Source organism: Leclercia sp. LSNIH8, assembly GCF_002920195.1.
In the GTDB taxonomy this organism is placed as follows: domain Bacteria; phylum Pseudomonadota; class Gammaproteobacteria; order Enterobacterales; family Enterobacteriaceae; genus Enterobacter.
The window spans coordinates 92,328-115,994 of sequence record NZ_PQJY01000009.1 but is presented as its reverse complement, the minus strand read 5'-3'; the positions used below and the strand labels follow the sequence as shown (position 1 = coordinate 115,994).

General features: G+C 56.6%; 19 protein-coding genes. 4 read left to right on the top strand and 15 right to left on the bottom strand.

The features are described 5' to 3' along the window. Positions 1-53: 53 nt before the first annotated feature. The 3 genes from C3406_RS21025 to glpE are packed head-to-tail and all read right to left on the bottom strand — an operon-like array spanning position 54 to position 2,035. Positions 54-812 carry a DeoR/GlpR family transcriptional regulator gene (locus C3406_RS21025; RefSeq protein WP_103824792.1) on the bottom strand — a complete coding sequence of 253 codons (759 nt, stop codon included), beginning with the start codon at positions 810-812 and terminating at the stop codon, positions 54-56. 18 nt (positions 813-830) lie between these two features. Beyond that, positions 831-1,661, bottom strand: coding sequence for a rhomboid family intramembrane serine protease GlpG (gene glpG, locus C3406_RS21020; protein ID WP_103824791.1), 831 nt, complete (start codon positions 1,659-1,661; stop codon positions 831-833). Positions 1,662-1,705: 44 nt separating this feature from the next. After that, on the bottom strand, positions 1,706-2,035 hold the full coding sequence (glpE, locus tag C3406_RS21015) for a thiosulfate sulfurtransferase GlpE (protein ID WP_103177330.1): 330 nt from the start codon (positions 2,033-2,035) through the stop codon (positions 1,706-1,708). A 206-nt stretch (positions 2,036-2,241) separates the two neighbouring features. On the opposite strand from glpE, the gene glpD reads away from it, so the two are divergent. Next, positions 2,242-3,750, top strand: a complete 1,509-nt coding sequence (gene glpD, locus C3406_RS21010) for a glycerol-3-phosphate dehydrogenase (RefSeq protein ID WP_103824790.1) — start codon at positions 2,242-2,244, stop codon at positions 3,748-3,750. A gap of 88 nt (positions 3,751-3,838) precedes the next feature. On the opposite strand, the gene glgP is transcribed toward glpD, so the two are convergent. From glgP to asd, 6 genes are all read right to left on the bottom strand, one after another. Further along, complete coding sequence (gene glgP, locus C3406_RS21005) at positions 3,839-6,286, bottom strand: glycogen phosphorylase (RefSeq protein ID WP_103824789.1); 2,448 nt, start codon at positions 6,284-6,286, stop codon at positions 3,839-3,841. 19 nt (positions 6,287-6,305) lie between these two features. After that, the gene (glgA, locus tag C3406_RS21000; RefSeq protein WP_103177333.1) at positions 6,306-7,739 is read right to left on the bottom strand and encodes a glycogen synthase GlgA; all 1,434 of its coding nucleotides are present in this window, start codon (positions 7,737-7,739) and stop codon (positions 6,306-6,308) included. Beyond that, positions 7,739-9,034: a glucose-1-phosphate adenylyltransferase gene (glgC, locus tag C3406_RS20995; RefSeq protein ID WP_103177334.1), complete on the bottom strand. Its 1,296-nt coding sequence runs from the start codon at positions 9,032-9,034 to the stop codon at positions 7,739-7,741. The genes glgA and glgC overlap by 1 nt, the downstream gene beginning before the upstream one ends. Before the next feature lie 18 nt (positions 9,035-9,052). Next, entirely contained in the window at positions 9,053-11,026 is a 1,974-nt protein-coding gene (gene glgX / locus C3406_RS20990) for a glycogen debranching protein GlgX (RefSeq protein WP_103824788.1), read from the bottom strand. Beyond that, positions 11,023-13,209 carry a 1,4-alpha-glucan branching enzyme gene (glgB, locus tag C3406_RS20985; protein WP_103824787.1) on the bottom strand — a complete coding sequence of 729 codons (2,187 nt, stop codon included), beginning with the start codon at positions 13,207-13,209 and terminating at the stop codon, positions 11,023-11,025. Before glgB ends, glgX begins: the two co-directional genes overlap by 4 nt. A gap of 250 nt (positions 13,210-13,459) precedes the next feature. Further along, complete coding sequence (gene asd / locus C3406_RS20980) at positions 13,460-14,563, bottom strand: aspartate-semialdehyde dehydrogenase (protein WP_103824786.1); 1,104 nt, start codon at positions 14,561-14,563, stop codon at positions 13,460-13,462. Positions 14,564-14,740: 177 nt separating this feature from the next. On the opposite strand from asd, the gene yhgN reads away from it, so the two are divergent. Further along, positions 14,741-15,334: an NAAT family transporter YhgN gene (gene yhgN, locus C3406_RS20975; protein WP_103177338.1), complete on the top strand. Its 594-nt coding sequence runs from the start codon at positions 14,741-14,743 to the stop codon at positions 15,332-15,334. Between the two features lie 110 nt (positions 15,335-15,444). On the opposite strand, the gene C3406_RS20970 is transcribed toward yhgN, so the two are convergent. The 6 genes from C3406_RS20970 to C3406_RS20935 all read right to left on the bottom strand — a co-directional run bounded on the left by C3406_RS20970 (position 15,445) and on the right by C3406_RS20935 (position 22,009). Next, positions 15,445-15,906, bottom strand: coding sequence for a hypothetical protein (locus tag C3406_RS20970; protein WP_103824785.1), 462 nt, complete (start codon positions 15,904-15,906; stop codon positions 15,445-15,447). A gap of 1,162 nt (positions 15,907-17,068) precedes the next feature. Continuing rightward, on the bottom strand, positions 17,069-18,409 hold the full coding sequence (gene gntU / locus C3406_RS20955; protein WP_103824782.1) for a gluconate transporter: 1,341 nt from the start codon (positions 18,407-18,409) through the stop codon (positions 17,069-17,071). Positions 18,410-18,412: 3 nt separating this feature from the next. Then, positions 18,413-18,940, bottom strand: coding sequence for a gluconokinase (gene gntK / locus C3406_RS20950; protein WP_103824781.1), 528 nt, complete (start codon positions 18,938-18,940; stop codon positions 18,413-18,415). Between the two features lie 126 nt (positions 18,941-19,066). Continuing rightward, on the bottom strand, positions 19,067-20,062 hold the full coding sequence (gene gntR, locus C3406_RS20945; protein WP_103177342.1) for a gluconate operon transcriptional repressor GntR: 996 nt from the start codon (positions 20,060-20,062) through the stop codon (positions 19,067-19,069). Between the two features lie 90 nt (positions 20,063-20,152). Then, the gene (locus tag C3406_RS20940; RefSeq protein ID WP_103824780.1) at positions 20,153-20,848 is read right to left on the bottom strand and encodes a pirin family protein; all 696 of its coding nucleotides are present in this window, start codon (positions 20,846-20,848) and stop codon (positions 20,153-20,155) included. Between the two features lie 123 nt (positions 20,849-20,971). Continuing rightward, the gene (locus tag C3406_RS20935; RefSeq protein ID WP_103824779.1) at positions 20,972-22,009 is read right to left on the bottom strand and encodes an oxidoreductase; all 1,038 of its coding nucleotides are present in this window, start codon (positions 22,007-22,009) and stop codon (positions 20,972-20,974) included. 225 nt (positions 22,010-22,234) lie between these two features. Between C3406_RS20935 and C3406_RS20930 the strand changes: the two genes are divergently transcribed. Continuing rightward, positions 22,235-22,882 carry a bactofilin family protein gene (locus C3406_RS20930; RefSeq protein WP_103824778.1) on the top strand — a complete coding sequence of 216 codons (648 nt, stop codon included), beginning with the start codon at positions 22,235-22,237 and terminating at the stop codon, positions 22,880-22,882. 217 nt (positions 22,883-23,099) lie between these two features. Continuing rightward, positions 23,100-23,588 carry an N-acetyltransferase gene (yhhY, locus tag C3406_RS20925; RefSeq protein ID WP_103824777.1) on the top strand — a complete coding sequence of 163 codons (489 nt, stop codon included), beginning with the start codon at positions 23,100-23,102 and terminating at the stop codon, positions 23,586-23,588. Positions 23,589-23,667: the final 79 nt, after the last annotated feature.

Sequence of the window (23,667 nt, the reverse complement as noted above, 5' to 3'; positions counted from 1 at the left end):
GCCGGGCCTACGGTTTTGTAGGTCGGGTAAGCGCAGCGCCACCCGACATGAATTCAGCACAGCTCTAACTGCAAGTTATTATCTTTAATGACCTTCAACACACCCGCTGGCGGCATCACGTCGGTGTAAACCGCATTCACCATACTGATGCTGCCCATGTTCACCATCGCGTTACGGCCAAACTTGGAGTGATCCACCACCAGCATCACATGGCGCGAGTTCTCAATGATCGCCCGCTTGGTGCGCACTTCGTGGTAGTCAAACTCCAGCAGTGAACCGTCCGTATCAATGCCGCTGATGCCGAGAATGCCAAAGTCGAGGCGGAACTGGGAGATGAAGTCGAGGGTCGCCTCGCCAATAATGCCGCCGTCACGGCTGCGCAGCTCGCCGCCCGCCAGAATGATGCGAAAGTCCTCTTTCTGCATCAGGGTGGTGGCGACGTTGAGGTTGTTGGTCACGATACGCAGATTTTCATGGCCGAGCAGGGCATGTGCCACCGCCTCCGGCGTGGTGCCGATGTCGATAAACAGCGTCGCGCCGTTGGGGATCTGACTGGCGACCTTACGGGCGATACGCTCCTTTTCCGAGGTCTGCGTCGCCTTGCGGTCGTGCCAGGGGGTGTTGACCGAACTGGAGGGCAGCGCCGCGCCGCCGTGGTGGCGCAGGATACGGTTCTGATCGGCCAGGTCGTTGAGATCGCGGCGGATGGTCTGCGGGCTGACGGCAAACTGCTCCACCAGCTCTTCGGTACTGACGTATCCCTGCTTTTTCACCAGGTCAATAATGGCATCATGACGTTGTGTTTGTTTCATCGGAGTTCCCTGCCAGATTTATGTTCGTTTTCGCGCATTGAGCGTATCGGCAAACGCCATCGCCAGCCCGACCGCCAGCCCGGCGACGTGAGCACCGTTGGCAATCGCCATACCAAACAGATCAAACCATCCGGCAATAATCCAGATTAATGCAAAGGTCATCAACCCGCGCTGCAGGTAGATACCGCTCTCTGGATCGCGCTCGCCGCGCAGCCAGACATAGCCCATCAGCGCGTAGACCACGCCGGAAAGGCCGCCAAACCACGGGCCGCCGAACTTATGCTGGATAAAGCCGCTGAGCAGCGCGCTGATAAGGGTGAGCACGATGAGCTTGCCGCTGCCGAGCCGTTTCTCCACCGCCCCGCCGAGATACCACCACCACAGCAGGTTAAAAAGAATATGCAGGAACGAGAAGTGCATCAGCGCGTGGGTGAAGTAGCGCCAGAATTCGAACTCTAACGAGGCGTCATAGGGCCAGGCCAGCAGCAGCATGATCTGCTGATCGCCCACCACGCTCATCATAATGAAGACCAGAATGCAGGCCGCCATTAACCCCAGGGTAAACGGCCCCGCGCGTTCGCGCAGGGTCGCAAGGAAAGGAAAGCGCTGATAACGCAGGCCGCTACCGGTATGGCCGGACTGCCAGCTCGCCGCCAGATAGCGCGCATCGCCGGGATTTTCCAGAAAACGCGCCAGCTCTGCCTCAACCCGGGCAGCCTGGCTCTCATCCGCCAGCCAGACGTCGGTTTGCGTATGTTGTTGAATGGTAAGAATGACACCCTGCGTCGCCATGTAGTCGACAAACGCCTGGGCGACGCGCGGGTTGTTAAAAGAGGTGATCAGTAGCATCGGCGGCAGTCGCTTATTCCACACAAAAGGGGACAGTATATACCCTAAATGCCCGCGTGCTCGACTTCTGCCGGGAAATGACGGTGCCAGGCATCGAAGCCGCCGTCCACGCTGTAAACCGAGTCATAGCCCTGTTGCAGCAGATATTGCGCCGCTCCCTTACTGCTGTTGCCGTGATAGCACATCACCATCACCGGGGTGTCGAAATCGTTGTCACGCATAAACTCGGCGAGCGAGGCATTGGTCAGATGGAATGCGCCCGGGGTGTGGCCCATCGCAAAACTCTGCGGATCGCGAATATCCACCAGCACTGCGGTGCCCTGGTGCATCTTCTGATGGGCTTCTTCTACGTTAATACATTCAAATTGTTCCATGGTGCTCTCTGTTGTCTGTTCACGTGCCGTGCGGCCTGGGACCGCACTATTTTAACGGTTAGTGTACGTCGTGGCGGCGGGTAAACGCCATTATGTTAGCTCTATCACTCAAAAATGTTTTTTTGATGTTACTAAAATCCATTTCCTTTGCTAATATGAGCGATATCGAACATTTTTGAGCTTTAACGAAAGTGCGTGAGGATGCAATGGAAACTAAAGATCTGATTGTAATAGGTGGCGGTATCAACGGTGCAGGTATTGCGGCTGATGCGGCCGGGCGCGGGTTATCTGTCCTGATGCTGGAAGCGCAGGATCTCGCCTGTGCCACCTCCTCCGCCAGCTCCAAACTGATCCACGGTGGCCTGCGTTACCTGGAACACTATGAGTTCCGCCTGGTGAGTGAAGCGCTGGCGGAACGTGAAGTGCTGCTGAAAATGGCTCCCCATATCGCCACGCCGATGCGTTTTCGCCTGCCGCACCGCCCACATCTGCGCCCGGCATGGATGATCCGCATTGGTCTGTTTATGTACGACCACCTGGGCAAACGCACCAGCCTGCCCGCCTCTGCCGGTGTGCGTTTTGGCGCAGACTCGGTGCTGAAGCCTGAAATCGTGCGCGGATTCGAATATTCCGACTGCTGGGTGGACGATGCCCGTCTGGTGCTGGCCAACGCGCAAATGGTTGAACGCAAAGGCGGTGAGGTGAAAACCCGCACCCGCGCGGTCTCGGCGCGCCGGGAAAAGGGGCTGTGGATTGTCGAAGCGGAAGATATCGATACCGGCGAGCGTTTCAGCTGGCAGGCACGCGGGCTGGTGAACGCAACCGGCCCATGGGTGAAGCAGTTCTTTGACCAGGGGATGCAGCTGCCGTCGCCGTATGGCATCCGCCTGATCAAAGGCAGTCACATTGTGGTGCCGCGGGTGCATACCCAGAAGCAGGCCTATATTCTGCAAAACGAAGACAAGCGCATCGTGTTTGTGATCCCGTGGATGGATGAGTTCTCCATCATTGGCACCACCGACGTGGAGTACAAAGGCGATCCGAAGAACGTTGAGATCGACGAGAGCGAAGTCAGCTATCTGCTGGAGGTCTATAACGCGCACTTTAAAAAGACGCTGACGCGTGAGGATGTGGTCTGGAGCTACTCTGGCGTGCGTCCGCTGTGCGATGACGAATCCGATTCACCGCAGGCCATCACCCGCGACTACACGCTTGATATTCACGACGATCACGGCAAAGCGCCGCTGCTGTCGGTGTTTGGCGGTAAGCTCACCACCTACCGTAAGCTGGCGGAACATGCGATGGAAAAACTGGCCCCCTACTACCAGGGTATCGGCCCGGCATGGACCAAAGGCGCGGTACTGCCTGGCGGTGATATCGGCGGCAACCGCGATGACTACGCGGCAAAACTGCGCCGTCGCTATCCGTTTATCAGCGAATCCATGGCCCGCCACTTTGCCCGCACCTACGGCAGCAACAGCGAGCTGATCCTGAACGGGGCGAAGGATCTGACCGATCTGGGCGAACATTTTGGCCACGAGTTTTACGAGGCGGAACTGCGCTACTTAGCCGACCACGAGTGGGTACGCCGCGCAGACGATGCGCTGTGGCGTCGCACCAAAGAGGGGATGTGGCTGAATGCGGAGCAGCAGTCGCGCGTGGCGCTGTGGCTGGCGCAGCGTACGGGAAAGCGTGAGCTGTCGTTAGCATCATAAAAAAAGCCCGGTGGCGCTAACGCTTACCGGGCCTACAAAAGACAAAAGTACATAGGCCGGGTAAGGCGCAGCCGCCACCCGGCATTTTTTACAACCGCACCGGTTTGATATGCCAGATGTTCTCGGCATACTCCTGGATGGTGCGATCCGACGAGAAGTAGCCCATATTGGCGATGTTGTGCATCGCTTTGGTGGCCCACTCTTCCGGCTTGCGGTACAGCTCGTCGACCTTGTCCTGACAATCCACATAGCTGCGGTAGTCAGCCAGCACCTGGTAGTGGTCACCGAAGTTAATCAGCGAATCCACCAGGTCGCGGTAGCGGCCAGGCTCGTCCGGGTTAAATACCCCGGTGCCGATCTGGGTCAGCACCTGACGCAACTCTTCATCCTGCTCGTAATAATCACGCGGCGAGTAGCCCTTAGCACGCAGCGCCTCCACCTCTTCCGTGGTGTTACCGAAGATAAAGATGTTCTCTTCACCCACGTGCTCCAGCATTTCAACATTGGCGCCATCCAGCGTGCCGATGGTCAGCGCGCCGTTGAGGGCAAACTTCATGTTACTGGTGCCAGAGGCTTCGGTGCCTGCGGTCGAGATCTGCTCCGAGAGATCGGCGGCCGGAATGATCAGCTGGGCCAGACTCACGCTGTAGTTCGGGATAAAGACGACCTTCAGCTTGTCGCCAATCTGCGGATCGTTGTTGATCACCTTCGCCACGTCGTTGATCAGATGAATAATGTGCTTCGCCATGTAATATGCCGAGGCGGCTTTACCGGCGAAGATGTTCACGCGCGGCACCCAGTCCGCATCCGGGTCGGCCTTGATGCGGTTGTAGCGGGTTATCACGTGCAGCACGTTCATCAGCTGACGCTTGTACTCGTGGATACGTTTGATCTGCACGTCGAACAGCGCTTTCGGGTTAGCCACCACGTTAAGATGCAGCGCCATCCACACCGCCAGCCGCTTTTTATTCAGCAGCTTGGCATCACGCACCGCTTTATTCACCGTCGGGAAGTCAGCATGCTGCTCGAGCTCGCTCAGCTGGCTTAAATCGGTCCGCCAGGTGCGGCCAATGTTCTCGTCGAGCACATCAGAGAGCGGCTGGTTCGCCAGCGCCAGCCAGCGGCGTGGCGTCACCCCGTTGGTGACGTTGCAGAAACGCATCGGGAAGATTTTCGCAAAGTCTGCGAACAGCGACTGCACCATCAGGTTCGAGTGCAGCTCAGACACACCGTTGACTTTGTGGCTGATTACCACCGCCAGCCACGCCATGCGCACCCGGCGGCCATTGGATTCATCAATGATCGAGGTGCGGCTCAGCAGGCCGGTGTCGTGCGGATACTGCTCCTGCAACGTTCTCAGGAAGAAGTCGTTAATCTCGAAGATAATCTGCAGGTGGCGCGGCAGGATTTTGCCGAGCATATCTACTGGCCAGGTTTCCAGCGCTTCGCTCATCAACGTATGGTTGGTGTAGGAGAAGACCTGGCAGGTCACCTCAAACGCCTCGTCCCAGCTGAACTTGTGCTCGTCAATCAGCAGGCGCATCAGCTCAGGAATCGACAGCACCGGGTGGGTGTCATTCAAGTGAATTGCGATCTTATCCGCCAGATTGGCGTAGGTTTTGTGCAGCTGGTAGTGACGGCTCAGGATATCCTGAATGGTCGCGGAGACCAGGAAGTACTCCTGACGCAGGCGCAGCTCGCGCCCGGAGTAGGTGGAATCATCCGGATAGAGCACACGGGAGACGTTCTCGGAGTGGTTTTTATCTTCCACCGCCGCGAAGTAGTCGCCCTGGTTGAACTTACCGAGGTTAATCTCGCTACTGGCCTGGGCGTTCCACAGGCGCAGCGTGTTGGTGGCATCAGTGTCGTAGCCGGGAATGATCTGATCGTAAGCTACGGCCAGGATCTCTTCGGTCTCGACCCAGCGGCTCTTCTTGCCTTCCTGCTGAATACGGCCACCGAAGCGGACTTTATAGCGGGTATTGTGGCGCTTGAACTCCCACGGGTTGCCGTACTCCAGCCAGTAGTCCGGAGACTCTTTCTGTCGGCCATCGACAATGTTCTGTTTGAACATGCCGTAATCGTAGCGGATACCGTAGCCACGCCCTGGCAGGGCGAGGGTCGCCAGCGAATCGAGGAAGCAGGCCGCCAGACGGCCCAGACCACCGTTGCCGAGGCCAGGGTCGTTCTCTTCGTCAATCAGCTCTTCTAAATCTAACCCCATCTCTTCCAGCGCAGTTTTGACGTCGTCATAGATACCCAGCGACAACAGCGCGTTGGAAAGGGTGCGGCCAATCAAAAACTCCATCGACAGATAGTAAACCTGGCGAGTCTCCTGTGAGAGCTGGGCGCGGTTGGAGCGCAGCCAGCGCTCAACCAGCCGGTCACGCACCGCAAACAGGGTGGCGTTGAGCCATTCGTGTTTGTTGGCGATGACCGGGTCTTTGCCAATGGTGAACATCAGCTTGTAAGCAATGGAGTGCTTTAACGCCTCAATGCTTACCGTGGGAGACGCATAGGAAAAGGGTGCATTCATATCTCTGATTCCAGCATTGTTACATCAAGCGTTGATAAAGATCGCGGTAGGACTGCGCCGCAACTTGCCAGCTAAAATCCATGGCCATCGCCTGGCGTTGAACAAAACGCCATAAAGAAGGACGTGACCACAACACGAAAGCACGACGAATCGCGCGTAACAGCGACCAGGCATTACTGTCTTCAAAGACAAATCCGGTGGCGATCCCATCCGCCAGATTCTCCAGCGAGGTGTCGGATACGGTATCCGCCAGCCCGCCAGTACGCCGCACCAGTGGCAGTGTGCCGTACTTCAGACCATACAGCTGGGTTAAGCCGCAGGGCTCAAAACGGCTCGGCACCAGAATAACGTCTGCGCCCGCCATGATGCGGTGCGAAAACGCTTCGTGATAGCCAATCTGCACACCCACCTGTCCTGGATGTTCGGCGGCGGCGGCGAGGAAGCCCTCCTGCAGTACCGGATCGCCCGCACCCAGCAGCGCCAGCTGTCCGCCCTGCTCCAGCAGGCCCGGCAGCGCCTCGAGCACCAGATCGAGTCCTTTCTGGCTGGTCAGACGGCTTACCACCGCAAACAGCGGCACCTTGTCGTTGACCTTCAGTCCCATGGCAACTTGCAGCTGACGTTTGTTCTCGGCCTTATCTTCCACGGAGTCGCGGTTATAGCGCGCCCCCAGCAGCAGATCGGTTTCCGGACTCCAGATTTTTTCATCCACGCCGTTGAGAATGCCCGACAGTCGGCCTTCGCGATGGCGCTGGCTGAGCAGCCCCTCCATCCCGTAGCCAAACTGCGCTTCGGTGATCTCCCGCGCGTAGGTTGGACTGACGGCGGTGATGTGATCGGCGTAGTAAAGCCCGGCCTTGAGGAAGGAGATCTGCCCCTTGAACTCCAGCCCGTGCATATTAAAGAATGACCATGGCAAATCGATGTCATCCATATGTTTGGCGAAATACATGCCCTGGTACGCCAGGTTATGCACGGTAAAGACCGACTTCGCCGGATGGCCACGTGCCGCCAGATAGGCTGGCGCTAACCCGGCGTGCCAGTCGTGGGCATGCACCACGTCCGGACGCCAGAACGGATCCAGCCCACAGGCCATCTCCGCCCCTACCCAGCCGAGCAGCGCGAAACGCAGCACGTTATCGGTATAGGCAAACAGGTTAGTGTCGTGGTACGGGCTCCCTGGGCGGTCATAAAGATGCGGCGCGTCAATCAGGTAGATACCCACGCCGTTGTAATGGCCAAACAGTAATGTGATGCGCCCGGCAAAGGTCTCGCGGCGGCTGACGATCTGCGCGTCAGGCACGCCGCGACGAATATCTGGAAAAGCGGGTAACAGCACGCGGGTATCAACCCCACCTGCAATTTGCGCCGCCGGTAACGCCCCTATCACATCCGCCAACCCGCCAGTTTTGAGCAACGGGAACATTTCAGAACAAACGTGTAAAACCTGCATCATCGCTCCTGTTTGATCTGCAGTTTACGCAGCATTTCCCGCGTAACCAGCACGATACCTTCTTCTGAGCGGTAGAAACGGCGCGCGTCCTCTTCCGCATTTTCTCCAATTACCATGCCTTCCGGAATGACGCAGGCACGGTCGATAACGCAACGACGCAGGCGGCACGAGCGGCCCACCCAGACGTCGGGTAACAGCACTGACGAATCAATATTGCAGAAGGAGTTCACCCGCACGCGCGGGAACAATACCGACTGCACCACCACCGAGCCGGAGATAATGCACCCGCCGGAAACCAGCGAGTTCAGCGTCATGCCGTGGCTGCCCGAACGGTCCTGGACAAATTTTGCCGGCGGCAGAGACTCCATATGGGTGCGGATCGGCCAGTTATGGTCGTACATATCCAGCTCCGGCGTGACAGAGGCCAGATCGAGGTTAGCCTTCCAGTACGCTTCCAGGGTTCCTACATCGCGCCAGTACGGTTCTGAATTCGGATCGGACTGCACGCAGGAGAGCGGGAAAGGATGTGCATAGGCCATGCCAGATTTGGTGATTTTCGGGATGATGTCTTTGCCGAAGTCATGGCTGGATTTTTCATCCTTGTCATCCTCTTCCAGCAGCTGGTAAAGGTAATCTGCATCAAAGACATAGATACCCATGCTGGCAAGCGCTTTAGTGTCATCGCCCGGCATTGAAGGTGGATTCGCCGGTTTTTCCACGAAATCGATCACCTTGTCGTTTTCGTCCACCGCCATGACGCCAAACGCCGTCGCCTCGGCAACGGGCACCGGCAAACAGGCTACGGTGCAGCGCGCCCCTTTTTCGACATGGTCGATAAGCATGCGCGAGTAGTCCTGCTTGTAGATATGGTCCCCGGCGAGGATCACCACGTATTCGGCGTTATAACGGCGAATGATATCGAGGTTCTGCGTGACCGCATCGGCGGTGCCGCGGTACCAGTTTTCGCCATGGACGCGCTGCTGGGCAGGCAACAGGTCGACAAACTCGTTCATCTCCTCACTGAAGAACGACCAGCCGCGCTGAATATGCTGCACCAGAGTGTGTGACTGATACTGGGTAATGACGCCAATACGGCGAATGCCTGAGTTGAGGCAATTGGACAGAGCAAAATCGATAATACGGAATTTACCGCCGAAGTGGACGGCGGGTTTGGCGCGCTTGATCGTTAAATCTTTTAATCGGGTACCGCGGCCGCCAGCAAGAATCAGGGCAACAGACTTCAATGGCAGCTGACGCGCCAACATTAGAGGGTCGTTCTTATCTAACCTAACCATGATCAACTCCTTTTATTATCATCTCTGGAATACACATACACCGTGCGCAGGCCCATGCCAGACAGTCATAACGACCGGATTATCCTCTCCGGCAAATGGGGGGATAGCCCGCCACTCCCCTTCAGGTAAAATAATTTCTGCGACCTCATCTGTGGCATTGAGGGTGATGAGCCAGCAATCCGAAAGCAGGATTTGCAGGCGCGGCACCCCGTTCTGCCACTCGTGCGCACCTAACGGTTGCGCCATTTTATTTAACCAGCGAACGTTGCCGTCGCCCTCTTCCCACCACCGATCCTCGGTGAGCGCCGGGATCTGCTTACGCAGATGGACCAACGCGGCAGTAAAGGCGACGAGTCCCTCGTTTGCCTGCTGCCAGTCAAGCCAGGTTAACGCGTTATCCTGGCAATAAGCATTGTTGTTGCCGCGCTGACTGTGGCCATGTTCATCGCCTGCCAGCAGCATCGGCGTACCCTGTGACAGTAAAAGCGTCGTCAGCAGCGCATGCACGCTGGCGCGGCGCCGCTCGATCACATCCAGATTGCCACTTAACCCTTCAATACCATGATTAAAACTGTGGTTATTGGAGGTGCCGTCACGGTTTTCTTCGCCGTTTGCTTCATTGTGTTTCTGATTGAAACAAACGCAGTCACGCAGGGTGAAACCGTCGTGCGCCGTCAACAGGTTGATCGACGCGGAAGGCAAACGCCCGTTGCGTTTAAAGACATCGCTGGAAGCGGCGAAACGTCCGGCAAATGTTCCTAAAGAGAGATCGCGCGTTAGCCAGAAGCGGCGCGCCGCATCACGATAGTGATCGTTCCATTCCGCGAACGGCGGCGGGAAATTTCCCACCTGGTAGCCGCCCGGGCCGATATCCCAGGGCTCTGCAATCAGCTTCACACCTGAGAGCAGCGGGCAGTTTTTTATCGCCTCAAACAGCGGCGACTGCTGGCTGAATTCCGGCGTGCGTCCAATCACCGACGCAAGATCAAAACGAAAACCGTCGATATGGAAGGTTTCAACCCAGTACTTCAGGCAGGCATACGCATAGTCTGTCACTGCCGGATGGCTGAGATTGAGAGTGTTACCGCAACCGGTCCAGTTGTGATAATCACCATCCTCTCTTAACCAATAATAGCTAGGGTTATCAATTCCGCGCAGGGAGAACGTCGGCCCCTCAAGATCTAGCTCGGCGCTGTGGTTGAGGACGATATCCAGAATGACCTCGATACCCGCTTCGTGCAGCGCCTTCACCGCGTCACGAAACTCATCTCTTGCCCGGTCGGGATGCGAGGCATAGCGCGGCTCAAGGGCAAACATCGCCATCGGGTTATAGCCCCAGTAGTTACTGAGGCCGAGGCGTTGCAGGCGCGGCTCGCTGGCAAAATGGGCCACCGGTAATAACTCCAGGGTGGTGATACCGAGGCGCTTAAAATAAGCAATCATCACCGGGTGGCTGAGTGCTTTGTAGGTGCCCCGGATATCTTCCGGGATGTCAGGATGCAGCCAGGTCAGCCCTTTGACGTGGGCTTCATAGATGACCGTTTTGCCCCACGGTATATTGGGCGGGGCGTCCTCTTCCCAGTCGTAATGATCGCTGACCACGACGCTTTTTGGCGCCACCGCCGCGCTGTCACGGTGATCCGGAGTATCTGTGCCGCTGTGCAGCAGGGGATCATCATTCAGCGTGCCTTCGACCTGATACGCGCACGGGTCAAGCAGCAGTTTTGCCGGGTTAAAGCGCAGCCCCTTTGCCGGATCCCACGGGCCATAAACCCGAAAACCATAGCGCATGCCGGGGCGGGCATGTTCCAGATAGCCATGCCAGATATCGCCGCTGCGCGCCACCATATCGTACCGATGTTCAATGCCTTTGCCGTCAAACACGCAGAGTTCAACCCGATCCGCGTGGGCGGAAAAGAGAGTGAAATTCACCCCTTTTCCGTCATAGCATGCGCCGAGCGGAGCGGGTTTACCTGCGGCGAGTTGCGTCATTCCCCCTCCCGGACCAGCCAGATAGTGGCTAACGGCGGCAACGTAATGCTCAGGGATTGTGGGCGGCCATGGCTCTCCTGTTCATCGCTCTGTACCAGCCCCCCGTTACCCGCGTTGCTGCCGTGATAGTGCATGGAGTCGGTATTCAGCACTTCACGCCATTTGCCTGGCTGATTGATGCCGAAACGGTAGTGATGGCGCGTCACCGGGGTGAAGTTACTGGCGACGATAATTTCGTTACCCGCCTTGTCGCGACGGACAAAGATCAGCACCGAGCGCTCATGGTCATCCACCACCAGCCACTCAAAGCCGTAATCATCAAAGTCGAGCTCGTGCAGGGCTTTGTGGTGACGGTAGGTATGGTTGAGGTCGCGCACCAGACGCTGAACGCCGTGGTGCCAGTTGTCGCCCCCTTCCAGCAGATGCCAGTCAAGACTGGTGTCGTGGTTCCATTCGCGTCCCTGGGCAAACTCGTTACCCATAAACAGCAGCTTTTTGCCCGGGAAGGCGAACATCCAGCCGTAGTAAGCGCGCAGATTGGCAAATTTCTGCCACGCGTCTCCTGGCATACGGTCGAGGATCGATTTTTTGCCGTGCACCACTTCATCGTGAGAGAGCGGCAGGACAAAGTTCTCGGTGCTGTTATAGAGCATGCCGAAGGTCAGTTTGTCGTGATGATACTGACGATGCACCGGATCCAGCTTCATGTAATCCAGGGTGTCATGCATCCAGCCCAGGTTCCACTTGTACCAGAAGCCCAGCCCGCCCATTGACGGCGGACGGGAGACGCCCGGGAAGTCGGTGGACTCTTCAGCCATCGTGACCGCCCCTGGCGCCTGCTCGCCAAGAATGCGGTTGGTACTGCGCAGAAACTCAATCGCTTCCAGGTTTTCACGTCCGCCGAACTCGTTCGGGATCCACTCACCCTCTTTGCGGCTGTAGTCGCGGTAGATCATTGAGGCGACGGCGTCCACGCGCAGGGCATCAATGCCGAAACGCTCGATCCAATAGAGGGCGTTGCCCACCAGGTAGTTGGTCACTTCCCGACGGCCATAGTTATAGATCAGGGTATTCCAGTCCTGGTGATAGCCTTCCCGCGGGTCGCTGTGTTCATACAGGCTGGTGCCGTCAAATTGCGCCAGGCCAAAGTCATCGGATGGGAAGTGGCCCGGCACCCAGTCGAGGATCACGTTCAGTCCGGCGGCGTGCGCGGCGTTGATAAAATAGCGGAAGTCGTCGCGGGTGCCGAAACGGCGGGTCGGGGCATACATCCCGGTAGGCTGGTAGCCCCAGCTGCCGTCAAAGGGGTGTTCGTTAATCGGCAGCAGCTCCAGATGGGTAAAGCCCATCCACTTCACATAGGGGATCAGCTGGTCGGCCAGCTCCCGGTAGCTGAGCCAGAAGTTATTGTCGGTATGACGACGCCAGGAGCCAAGATGGACTTCATAAATAGAGATCGGCATATCGAACTGGTTCGCCCGGATACGCTCTTCGCTCTGGGCGACTTTATCCGGCAGGCCGCAAATGAGTGACGCCGTTTCCGGGCGCATTTGCGCTTCGAAGGCATAGGGGTCGGCTTTGATACGCAGATTACCCTGCGCATCGATCATCTCATATTTGTAGAGCTGGCCGTTCAGTGCGCCAGGGATAAAGAGTTCCCAGATGCCGGTTTCACGCCGCAGACGCATCGGATGGCGACGGCCATCCCAGTAGTTGAACTGCCCCACCACGGAGACACGCTGGGCATTTGGCGCCCAGACGGTAAAACGGGTGCCGGTGACGCCATCCATGGTGTCGGCATGAGCGCCAAGCGTCTCATAAGGACGCAGGTGCGTACCTTCAGACAGTAGCCAGGCATCCATCTCCTGCAACAGCGGACCAAAGCGATAGGGATCGTCGATCAGATTCTGTTGTCCATGCCAGATCACAGCGAGCTGGTAGCGGAAGAAGTTTTTACGGCGGGCCATCACGCCAGCGAAAAAGCCGCGTGAATCGAGACATTCGAGTTTCCCGACCTTGCGGCCGGTTTTAGGTTCAATCACCCACACTTCCGTTGCGTCAGGTAACAGTGCACGGACTTCCAGGCCGGCATCAGTGCGGTGCATGCCAAGTACAGAAAACGGATCCGCAAAGTGACCCGTAATAAGCGCATTAATCACGTCTCTATCAATACGAACGGACATGGTATTCATCCTGTTTTTTTAGTTGCCGCCCCTTTCGCGCGCCGGGTACGACCTTGATGTGACCTGAACGGAACCGCACATTGTGCATCCTCTCTGTTCCGTTCAACCTCCAGGCGGAATATGTGACATCCCGCATAAAGCATAGCCAACGCTTTATATGACTCCTGAAAAATTATGGACCATTTGGCGTTTACTCCATGTAGTACGCAAAAAAAGGGGTGATAAATCACCCCTTAGTATTAAGTATTTATTACGCCAGCTGGCGCAGCATCCTGCGCAGCGGTTCGGCGGCACCCCATAACAGCTGGTCGCCGACGGTAAAGGCGGAAAGGTACTCCGGCCCCATATTTAGTTTACGCAGACGGCCTACCGGGGTAGATAATGTGCCGGTGACCGCAGCTGGGGTCAGTTCACGCATGGTGATGTCGCGGTCGTTTGGCACCACTTTCGCCCACGCATTGTGTGATGCGAGCAGTTCTTCCACGGTCGGAATAGACACATCTTTTTTCAGTTTAATGGTGAATGCCTGGCTGTGGCAGCGCAGCGCGCCGATGCGCACGCACAGGCCATCAACCGGGATCACGGAAGCGGTGCGCAGGATTTTGTTGGTCTCTGCCTGGCCTTTCCACTCTTCGCGGGTCTGGCCATTATCCAGCTGTTTGTCGATCCAAGGGATCAGGCCACCGGCCAGCGGTACGCCGAAGTTATCCACCGGCAGCTCGCCGCTGCGGGTCAGCTGAGTCACTTTGCGTTCGATATCGAGAATAGCGGACGCCGGGTTTGCCAGCTCATCAGCAACACTGTGGTGCAGTTGGCCCATCTGGGTCAGCAGTTCGCGCATATGGCGCGCGCCGCCGCCGGAGGCCGCCTGGTAGGTCGCCACAGAGACCCACTCCACCAGATCCTGAGCAAACAGGCCGCCCAGCGACATCAGCATCAGGCTGACGGTACAGTTGCCGCCCACGAAGGTCTTCACGCCCTTGTTCAGGCCGTCGGTAATGACATCCTGGTTAACCGGGTCAAGAATAATGATGGCGTCGTCTTTCATGCGCAGCGAAGAGGCCGCGTCAATCCAGTAGCCCTGCCAGCCGCTTTCACGAAGCTTTGGATAAATTTCGTTGGTATAATCGCCGCCCTGGCAGGTGACAATAATATCCAGCGCCTTCAACGCTTCCAGATCGTAAGCATCCTGCAACGTGCCTGTGGTACCCCCAAAGGACGGTGCAGCCTGGCCGAGCTGGGAAGTGGAGAAGAAGACCGGACGGATAGCGTCGAAATCGCGCTCTTCAACCATGCGTTGCATGAGTACAGAGCCGACCATACCGCGCCAGCCGATAAAACCAACGTTTTTCATAGCATTTTTTTCCTGCAGAGGGTGTGTGCTGTTTGTGCAAGCCAGTATTGAACTGGGATATGCTTCACATTACAAAATGCTGCCAAAGTCGCAAGCGAAATTAATCGATGATTGCCCGCCGATCAGAAAAAGAGCTAATCATCGGGGAAACCATACAAGTATCAGGGATAATGTACGATGAGTGAAATCATTTCCGCAGCTGTTTTATTGATCCTAATTATGGATCCACTCGGAAACCTGCCTATTTTCATGTCGGTGTTGAAGCACACCGAGCCGAAGCGTCGTCGGGCCATCATGATCCGCGAGCTGCTCATCGCTCTGCTGGTGATGTTTATTTTCCTGTTTGCCGGCGAGAAAATCCTCGCGTTCCTGAACTTACGCGCTGAAACGGTCTCCATTTCCGGCGGGATTATTCTGTTCCTGATTGCCATCAAAATGATTTTCCCGAGCACCGAAGGCAACAGCAGCGGCCTGCCGGCGGGTGAAGAGCCGTTTATTGTGCCGCTGGCGATCCCGCTGGTCGCTGGGCCGACCATTCTGGCGACGCTGATGCTGCTGTCGCATCAGTATCCGAACCAGATGAGCCACCTGGTGATTGCCCTGCTGATTGCCTGGGGCGGAACGTTCATCATTCTGCTGCAGTCGTCGCTGTTTTTGCGCCTGCTGGGAGAGAAAGGGGTGAATGCGCTGGAGCGGCTGATGGGATTGATTCTGGTGATGATGGCGACACAGATGTTCCTGGATGGGATTCGGGCGTGGATGAAGGGGTGAGGTTGTTTTGGCGTTATGGAGTGAGAACATGAGGCTGTCGCGGTAGTTCCGTTCACTTTATGTCCCTTGCTTCTCTGTTACACCCGAACCGGTGAACGTGCCAGGGTGGCTCAATCGCCACCACCCTGGCGACCCGGGCTACCGGCAAGAAAATCGCCGCTCCGCGGTGCTTTTAGCGTATCGCTATAAAAACTGACCAGTTCCTGGAGTAAATCTCCTGCCACTCTTTCATCACTTTTTGACAGGGATTGATTGAGAAGTAGCTGTGTTAATAGCTGGCAGTAACGCCCAAGCTGATCTGCTTCCGGCTCAAAGACCGGCACGTCCAGCGGTAAGTCATCCACCGTCAGGCTCGCTTTTAAATGTTCGGGAACAGGTTCAAGCAGGGTTGGCTGAAGCAGAGCAAGACAAGCTGAAAGCCGCCCGCACAGCGCCATCTTTTGCGCCGGATCGTCGCACTCGGCCAGTACATCAACAAAGCGCGCACAGTTATCAGCCAGCGCGGTGAAATCCGTGTTGTGATCGAAGGGTGTGGTGAATAAAGAGTGAGAAAAGCTAAGGGTAGTAGTCATAAGACAGCCTCTGATGAGTTAATTTGACCACCACAGAAGGGACCAACCTTACTGGTGATGGACTGAACGGAGTTGGTCCTACCGGCCTCATCAGCTACCGGCGCACCTTGCGGCGCCACCGTCCAGCCCACCATTGAGGTGTAACGGGCTGCGCGATAAAAACGAGCTTTATCACGGATGAGAATAACAGGGGACCAACCCTGACGCCCGATTTTGCAGGCGTGGCGAGAAGATACCGCTTTGCTGAGGGTGTATCAAGCGAGGCTCTGGAAGGCTGCTCGCATAACCAGAAATTAAATCTTCAGCGGCGAAAGTAGTCAGGCAAGCAAAACACCCGCAGCGGCTCCCTGGTCCGGCTGAAAATCGCTGAGGCGTTGACTGGAGGCCGGGGCGAGGCGCAGGGACGCGCCGAGAGGGCATAGCCTGCATGGATGCAGGCTATGCCCGACCCGACAGCCGCAAGTCATAAGCCGAAGGCACCGCAACGCGGCGATTTTCCTGGCCGGGAGCCGGGGTGGTCAGGGGGGCGGCGGCGAGCCCCCCTGACACGTTCACGGGTGACATGGCATACAGAGCAGCATTGAACGCAAGGTGAACGGAACCACCCCCGTTGCCGCATGTTCACGTCGGGTGGCGGCTATGCCTTACCCGGCCTACGTTTCTTGCACGCACAAAAAAGCCGGGTGGCGGCTACGCCTTACCCGGCCTACATCCCTGCCCACATAACCCGAAATTAAATCTCCAGCGGCGAAAATAGTCAGGTAAGCAAAACACCCACAGCGGCTCCCTGGTCCGGCTGAAAATCGCTGAGGCGTTGACTGGAGGCCGGGGCGAGGCGTAGGGACGCGCCGAGAGGGCATAGCTTGCATGGATGCAGGCTGGTGCCCGACCCGACAGCCGCAAGTCATAAGCCGAAGGCACCGCAACGCGGCGATTTTCCTGGCCGGGAGCCGGGGTGGTCAGGGGGGCGGCAGCGAGCCCCCCTGACACGTTCACGGGTGACATGGCATACAGAGCAGCATTGAACGTAAAGTGAACGGAACCACCACCATTGCCACATGTTCACCGCCGGGTGGCGGACGCCTACGTTTCCTGCACACACAAAAAAGCCGGGTGGCGGCTACGCCTTACCCGGCCTACAGTCTGATTTGTAACTTTCCCGCTAGCTCAACAACGTAAACGCAATCATCCCGACAATCGCCCCGGTCGTCCCGAGGATGGTTTCCATCATCGTCCAGGTTTTCAGGGTTTGCGCTTCCGTCGCCCCGGTAAATTTACCGAACAGCCAGAAACCGGCGTCGTTCACGTGTGACACCACAATCGAGCCACCGGCGATACAGATAGAGAGGGCCGCCATCTGCGCACCGGAGTAGTTCAGCTGCTCAATCACCGGCATTACCAACCCGACGGCGGTTAAACAGGCCACGGTCGCAGAGCCCTGGATGATACGCACCGCCGCAGCCAGCACGAAGCAGGTCACCGCAATCGGCAGCCCCATACCGGTGAGCGCCCCACCTAACGCCGGCCCAACGCCAGAATCCACCAGCACCTGCTTGAACACCCCGCCCGCACCGATCACCAGCAGAATAATACCCGCCGGTTGCAGCGCTGCACCGCAGATTTCCATCACGCGGTCTTTCGCCATGCCCTGGCGCATTGCCAGTCCATAAATCGCCACCAGACAGGCCACCAGGATTGCCGTGAACGGGTGACCGATAAACTCAAACCATTCGTAGGCACTCGATCCCTCCGGCACAAAGCGCGCGGCGATGGTTTTGAGCCCGACCAGCACCAGCGGCAGCAGGATCAGGGCGAGGCTAAAGCCGAAGGAGGGCATTTTGTTTTCGCCCAGATGCGGCTCAGTGATGTCGTCAGGAATGTGCAGCTCAACGTAACGGCTGATGAAGTTGCCCCACAGCGGACCGGCAATGAGCATGCCCGGGATTGCCGCGCACAGGCCGATGAGGATCATCCAGCCGAAGTCAGCATGCATCTGCGAGGCCAGCAGCATGGGTGCAGGCCCTGGCAACAGGAATGCCGCAGCCGCTGCCACACCAGCAAACAGAGGAATGACCAGCTTCACCAGGTTGGTGCCGGTGTGGCGCGCCATCGAAAACGCCACGCTAATCAGCAGCACTACCGCCACTTCGAAAAACAGCGGCAGGGCGCAGATCAAACCGGCCAGACCGATGGCGTAATGCGCCCGGCTGTGACCGAAGGATTTCAGCATCCTGACGGCGATCTGATCGACCGCGCCGGTTTCATGCAGGATTTTGCCAAACATCGCGCCAAGCGCGACCACAATCGCCAGGAAGCCCAGCGTGCCTCCCATCCCTTTTTCCATGGTCGCAGCAATTTTGTCGAGCGGCATGCCGGAAAAGAGACCTGCACCAATAGATACCACCATCAAAGCCACGAAGGCGTGCATACGGGCCTTCATGACCAAAAACAGCAGTAGCAGCACGGAGCCTACTGCTGTTAAAACAAGCGTTAACGTACTCAAAACTTACTGCCTTTTGTTGATGACCTCAATGGTGCTTGCAACAACACCGTCCAGCGGCTGATCGATATCCACGACCAGTACATCGCTTTCATCCGCGCCTGGCTCTTGCAGGGTTTCAAACTGCGTCACCAGCATCTGGGTCTTAAAGAAGTGCCCTTTGCGCGCTTTCAGACGGGTTTCAATCACGTCGAAATCGCCCTTCAGGTAGATAAAGGAGAGGTTAGCGTTACCTTCGCGCAGCTGGTCGCGGTAGCTCTTTTTCAGCGCAGAGCAGACGATCAGCGAGACTTTGTTGGTGCGCTGCATGGCAAACGCCGCATCGTTCAGGGCCTGCAGCCACGGTTTACGATCGTCGTCGTTCAGCGGCTCACCTGAGGCCATTTTGTTGATGTTGCTGCGCGGATGGAGAAAATCACCATCAAGAAACGCAGCATGGATTTGATGTGCCACTTCGCTGGCAACGGCGGACTTACCGCTACCGGAAACGCCCATCAGGACATAAACGTGGTGATCTGGATTTGTGGTGCTCAAAGTATGTCCCTCAGTCGATTGTTACGGGTAACAGTTATCGGTAACATTGTCCTGCCGGGGCTGACGAGAAGCAATATCCAAACGTGCGCGAAGTGAATAAGTGTGAGCTAGTTCAAACTTGTCACGCTAAATAGATCCACCCGGTGACAGAGTGAAACCTAAATCTAACATTTTAGGCGACACCGCTTCACCACGAATGCGCGCCAGCAGGCGTTCCGCACCGATACGGCCCATGCGCTCACGCGGCGTCAGGACGCTCGCCAGACGCGGCTCCATGACCTGGCCGATGTCGTGACCGTGGAAACCGGCAATCGCCATATCCTGCGGGATTTTCAGGCCCAGACGCTGGCATTCAAAAGCGGCGCCCACCGCGAGGTCATCGTTAGTACAGAAGATGCCATCAAGCTGCGGATATTCACGACGCGCCTGACGCATCAACTCAATGCCAGAGGTGTAGGAGGAGGACTGTTCTACCATCACACTGTAGGGCGTTAAGTTCGCGTCGAGCATCGCCTGCTCGTACCCCTTCTGTTTGATGATAGTACGTTCGTCCAGACGTGCGCCAAGATAGGCGACATGACGATGGCCGCGGGCAATGATCGCCGCCGTCATCTGCCGGGCCGCTTCGAAGTTATCGAACCCGACGGCGATATCCAGGCATGGCGACTGGCTGTCCATCAGCTCCACCACCGGAATACCCGCCACTTCGATCATCTTCAGCGTGCGTGGGGTGTGGGTGCGTTCGGTCAGGATCAGGCCGTCAATGTTCCAGGAAAGCATGGATTCCAGACGCTCCTCTTCCAGCTCCGGCTTGTAACCGTAGTGGGCGAGCATGGTCTGATAGCCAAAGGCGTCGGTGACGCTTTCGATGCCGCGAAGCACTTCGGCGAAAACCTGGTTGGTTAAGGAGGGAAGCAGGACGCCCACCGCACGGCTGGTCGCATTGGAGAGAATATCGGGAGCACGGTTGGGGATATAACCCAGTTCATCGAGAGCAGCCGCAATCTTGCCACGTAATGCCACGGAAACCTGTTCCGGGTTACGTAAAAAACGGCTGACCGTCATTTTGGTCACACCGACGCGATCGGCGACATCCTGAAGTACGGGGCGTTTCTTTTTCATCGTCCTGAGAAATCATGAGTGAGAGATTTTCTCAGTTTATCACGGACAAAGCGCAACCTTCCCCGTTTAAAGGGAAGGTTGCGTAATTATTTAGACCGGCGGCAGGTCGAACAGCAGGATTTCAGCGGCGCTGTCGGCATGGACAGAGATCGCCTGCTCATCCCAGATGGCCAGACCATCGCTGGTGGTCGCTTTGGTGCCGTTGATGGTCACGTCGCCTTTCACCACCTGGATCCACACTTTGCGGTTGGCGGCAATCTGGTGCACAGACTGCTCATCTTTCGCCAGCGCCCAGCGGTAAAGCTCCATATCCTGATGCACTTTCAGCGAGCCGTCACGGGCATCCGGTGACAGTACCAGCTGTTTACCCTGCTGCGCGTCGAAGCGGCGTTGCTCGTAGCGCGGGGTGATGCCTTTCGCTTCCGGAATGATCCAGATCTGGTACAGACGCAGACGGTCGGTTTTGCTTGGGTTGTATTCGGAGTGACGCACTCCGGTACCCGCACTCATAATCTGGAACTCACCCGCCGGCACCTGCTCTTTGTTACCCATGCTGTCCTGGTGCTCCACCGCCCCTTCCAGCACGTAAGTCAGGATTTCCATATCTTTGTGCGGGTGGGTACCGAAGCCCTGGCCTGCGTCAATCACGTCATCGTTAATCACGCGCAGTGCCGAGAAGCCCATAAAATTCGGGTCGTAATAATCGGCGAACGAGAAGCTGTGCCATGAGTCCAGCCAGCCATGATTTGCGTGTCCACGGTCGTTTGCTTTGCGTAAGAAGATCATTGTTTTTACCCTCAGTTCGTTTCGATGGAGTAAGTGTGGACGCAATCGACCTGGGATCATAGAGGGTGAAAATTGACTCCTCTGTTCAAAATATCTGAACAAGCACAGAGGAGTCATTCAGGCTTATCGGGCAAGGGTTATCGTGGCAGGTGATGCCTGTTCAAAGGCGCGTTCAAGGATTTCCAGGTTGGTCATCACTTCAATTTCCTTGACGTAATTTGGTACGCCGCAAGTGAGGGTCTGGTACAGCGCATCATAGACCTGACCATAGTCGCCGGTGCCCGGTTTGATCTCCTCTTTTACCGTCACGCCCGCGTCGTTGACATACTCCAGCACGCCCACGGAATCGTCCGCCGCAAACCCCGGTTCACCCGGCATGATATTGGCCTTCAGGCTGGTCTCCTGCTGGTCGATACCGTATTTGATAAACGAGCCTTTGGTGCCGTGAACGATAAATTTCGGGTAGTCGATCTTCACCAGGTGGCTGGTTTTAACAATCGCTTTCAGATCGCCGTAGAACAGCTGTGCTTCAAAGGTATCGTCCGGGTTGGCTTTATTACGCAGGCTGCGGATGTCATAGGCCACATGGTCCGGACGGCCAAACAGGCTGATTATCTGGTCCATGGTATGGACGCCAAGGCCATAGAACGAGCCATCCTGCGGCAGGCCGGGTTTGGTCTCCGCCACCGGACGGTAGTAATCGAAGTGGCTTTCGATTTCGACAATCTCGCCCAGCTTGCCGCTCTCGATGGCCTGCTTCGCGGTAAGGAAGCAGGTGTCAAAGCGACGGTTCTGATACGGCGTGACGGTCAGCCCTTTGCTGCGCGCCAGCTCGAACAGCGTTTTCGCCTCGGCCATCGTCGGAGTATATGGCTTCTCCACCAGCACGTTTTTACCCGCTTCCAGCGCGCGTTTCGCGTACTCAAAATGGCTGTCGGCATGGGTACAGACGATCACCAGCTTCACTTCGGGATCGTTCAATACCTCGTCGAGATCGCTGGTGAAGTGAATATGGGAGTACTGCGGAGACTGCTCTTCCGGTTTCGGGTGGCGGCGGAAGATATGCGCCACATGCCAGCTGGCTTTACGGGTAAGTACATAAGGAAGATGATAGCGGGTGGTGCTTTTGCCAAATCCAATAAATGCGCAGTGTAGTGTCATGATGTTGTTCCTGGCTAAGGTCTCTGCCTTCAACCATAGCGCAACCTGCTGGCGAATTTAACCCCATCAATCTTTTAGGCTTATTCCGGCGGGCAAACCGTGCCGTGAATATATTGCTATATCGAATCCGAAAATAACGGGCATAACCTTGACCCTGCCTCTGAATCCCAGGATAAGAAGGCAGACAAATTAACATGCTCGCGAAAGGAGTCGCGCTCATTTTCTATGGACAGAAAATACCTCGCGTTAAATAGCGCACTTCTCTTCTGGCTGCTCGCCCTGGTCGCCTGGTGCTTCAATGCCCCCTCCCTGACGTGGCTGTTCGCGGCATTAACCCTAATGGCCTTTGGTCTCCCTCTTCTATCTAATCAGGTTAACCTCATGTTTAAGAAACAAAAAAAAACCGAAACTGACAAGCAAGAAATTCTCCCTCCTGCGCCGGTCATTGAAAAAGAACCCACCGCGGTGGAGAAGCATGGCACCACCGTGATCGCCAGCGATGTGCATTTTGAAGGCAATATTGTTTCCGGCGGGCACGTCTATGTTCACGGCAAGCTGAACGGCAATATCGACTCTAAAGAGAGCCTGATAAAAATCATGCGTGGGGGCTATGTAGAGGGAAACATCACCTGCCGGGAGTTGATCGTGGACGGTAAGGTCATCGGTCAGTGCAGCAGCGAGGCCATTGAAATCTGCGAAAATGGCCAGATTACCGGCACCCTGCTCTACCGGACCCTGGCGATCAAAAAAGGCGGCGTCTTTTCCGGCCAGGCGGAGGTCTTACCGGCTGTCGCGGAGAAGAACAACGTGGTGGGCATGATAAAAGAGAACCCGGCTGAGATGCCGGATCGCCTGCATTCGCAAAAGCTGTAAACAAAAAAAAGCCAGCGAGACGCTGGCTAAAATAATACTGGAAGCAATGTGAGCAATGTCGTGCTTTCAGGTTTCCGTCGTGGACTCCCTGAACGCAAGACAATAATAATCATTCTCATTCGCACTTGTCTACTGATTTTTTGCAAAAAATGCTTGTTGACTCACATTTCAAACTGACGGATTTTGGAAAGGAACCTAACTAACTGAGGAAGAAGGAATGAGTGAGATAGTGATACGCCACGTTGAAGCCGCCGATGCCGAAGCTTTACGCCTGCTTAATACCCATCCGGGGGTGTATCACCAGACACTACAACTTCCTCATCCGTCGATGGAGATGTGGCAGGAACGGGTAATGAAAAAGCCGGGCAGACGCCATCTGGTGGCCTGCCTGGACGGTAACGTTGTCGGTCATCTGGCGCTGGATGTGATGGAAAACCCCCGACGCAGCCACGTGGCGACCTTTGGTATCAGCGTCTCTGCTGACGTGCAGGGGCGCGGGGCGGGCAGCGCGTTGATGCGGGAGATGATCAACCTGTGCGACAACTGGCTGCGCATCGAACGTATCGAACTGACGGTGTTTGCCGACAACGCGCCTGCCATTGCCCTGTACCGCAAGTACGGCTTTGTGGTGGAAGGCACCGGGAAGCGATTCGCCCTGCGTGACGGCGAATTTGTCGATGCGCTCTATATGGCGCGGGTTAAGTGAATATTGCCCGGTGGCGCTACGCTTACCGGGCCTACGGAACCTTGTAGACCGGGTAAGGCGGAGCCGCCACCCGGCAAAC

Excerpts from the sequence above, each read along its gene's own strand:
- C3406_RS20970 (WP_103824785.1), bottom strand. The coding sequence starts at position 15,906 with ATGACTACTACCCTTAGCTTTTCTCACTCTTTATTCACCACACCCTTC.
- yhgN (WP_103177338.1), top strand. The coding sequence starts at position 14,741 with ATGAGTGAAATCATTTCCGCAGCTGTTTTATTGATCCTAATTATGGAT.
- yhhY (WP_103824777.1), top strand. The coding sequence starts at position 23,100 with ATGAGTGAGATAGTGATACGCCACGTTGAAGCCGCCGATGCCGAAGCT.
- C3406_RS20930 (WP_103824778.1), top strand. The coding sequence starts at position 22,235 with ATGGACAGAAAATACCTCGCGTTAAATAGCGCACTTCTCTTCTGGCTG.
- asd (WP_103824786.1), bottom strand. The coding sequence starts at position 14,563 with ATGAAAAACGTTGGTTTTATCGGCTGGCGCGGTATGGTCGGCTCTGTA.
- C3406_RS21025 (WP_103824792.1), bottom strand. The coding sequence starts at position 812 with ATGAAACAAACACAACGTCATGATGCCATTATTGACCTGGTGAAAAAG.
- glgA (WP_103177333.1), bottom strand. The coding sequence starts at position 7,739 with ATGCAGGTTTTACACGTTTGTTCTGAAATGTTCCCGTTGCTCAAAACT.
- gntR (WP_103177342.1), bottom strand. The coding sequence starts at position 20,062 with ATGAAAAAGAAACGCCCCGTACTTCAGGATGTCGCCGATCGCGTCGGT.
- C3406_RS20935 (WP_103824779.1), bottom strand. The coding sequence starts at position 22,009 with ATGACACTACACTGCGCATTTATTGGATTTGGCAAAAGCACCACCCGC.
- glgB (WP_103824787.1), bottom strand. The coding sequence starts at position 13,209 with ATGTCCGTTCGTATTGATAGAGACGTGATTAATGCGCTTATTACGGGT.
- glgP (WP_103824789.1), bottom strand. The coding sequence starts at position 6,286 with ATGAATGCACCCTTTTCCTATGCGTCTCCCACGGTAAGCATTGAGGCG.
- C3406_RS20940 (WP_103824780.1), bottom strand. The coding sequence starts at position 20,848 with ATGATCTTCTTACGCAAAGCAAACGACCGTGGACACGCAAATCATGGC.
- glpE (WP_103177330.1), bottom strand. The coding sequence starts at position 2,035 with ATGGAACAATTTGAATGTATTAACGTAGAAGAAGCCCATCAGAAGATG.
- glpD (WP_103824790.1), top strand. The coding sequence starts at position 2,242 with ATGGAAACTAAAGATCTGATTGTAATAGGTGGCGGTATCAACGGTGCA.
- glpG (WP_103824791.1), bottom strand. The coding sequence starts at position 1,661 with ATGCTACTGATCACCTCTTTTAACAACCCGCGCGTCGCCCAGGCGTTT.
- glgC (WP_103177334.1), bottom strand. The coding sequence starts at position 9,034 with ATGGTTAGGTTAGATAAGAACGACCCTCTAATGTTGGCGCGTCAGCTG.
- glgX (WP_103824788.1), bottom strand. The coding sequence starts at position 11,026 with ATGACGCAACTCGCCGCAGGTAAACCCGCTCCGCTCGGCGCATGCTAT.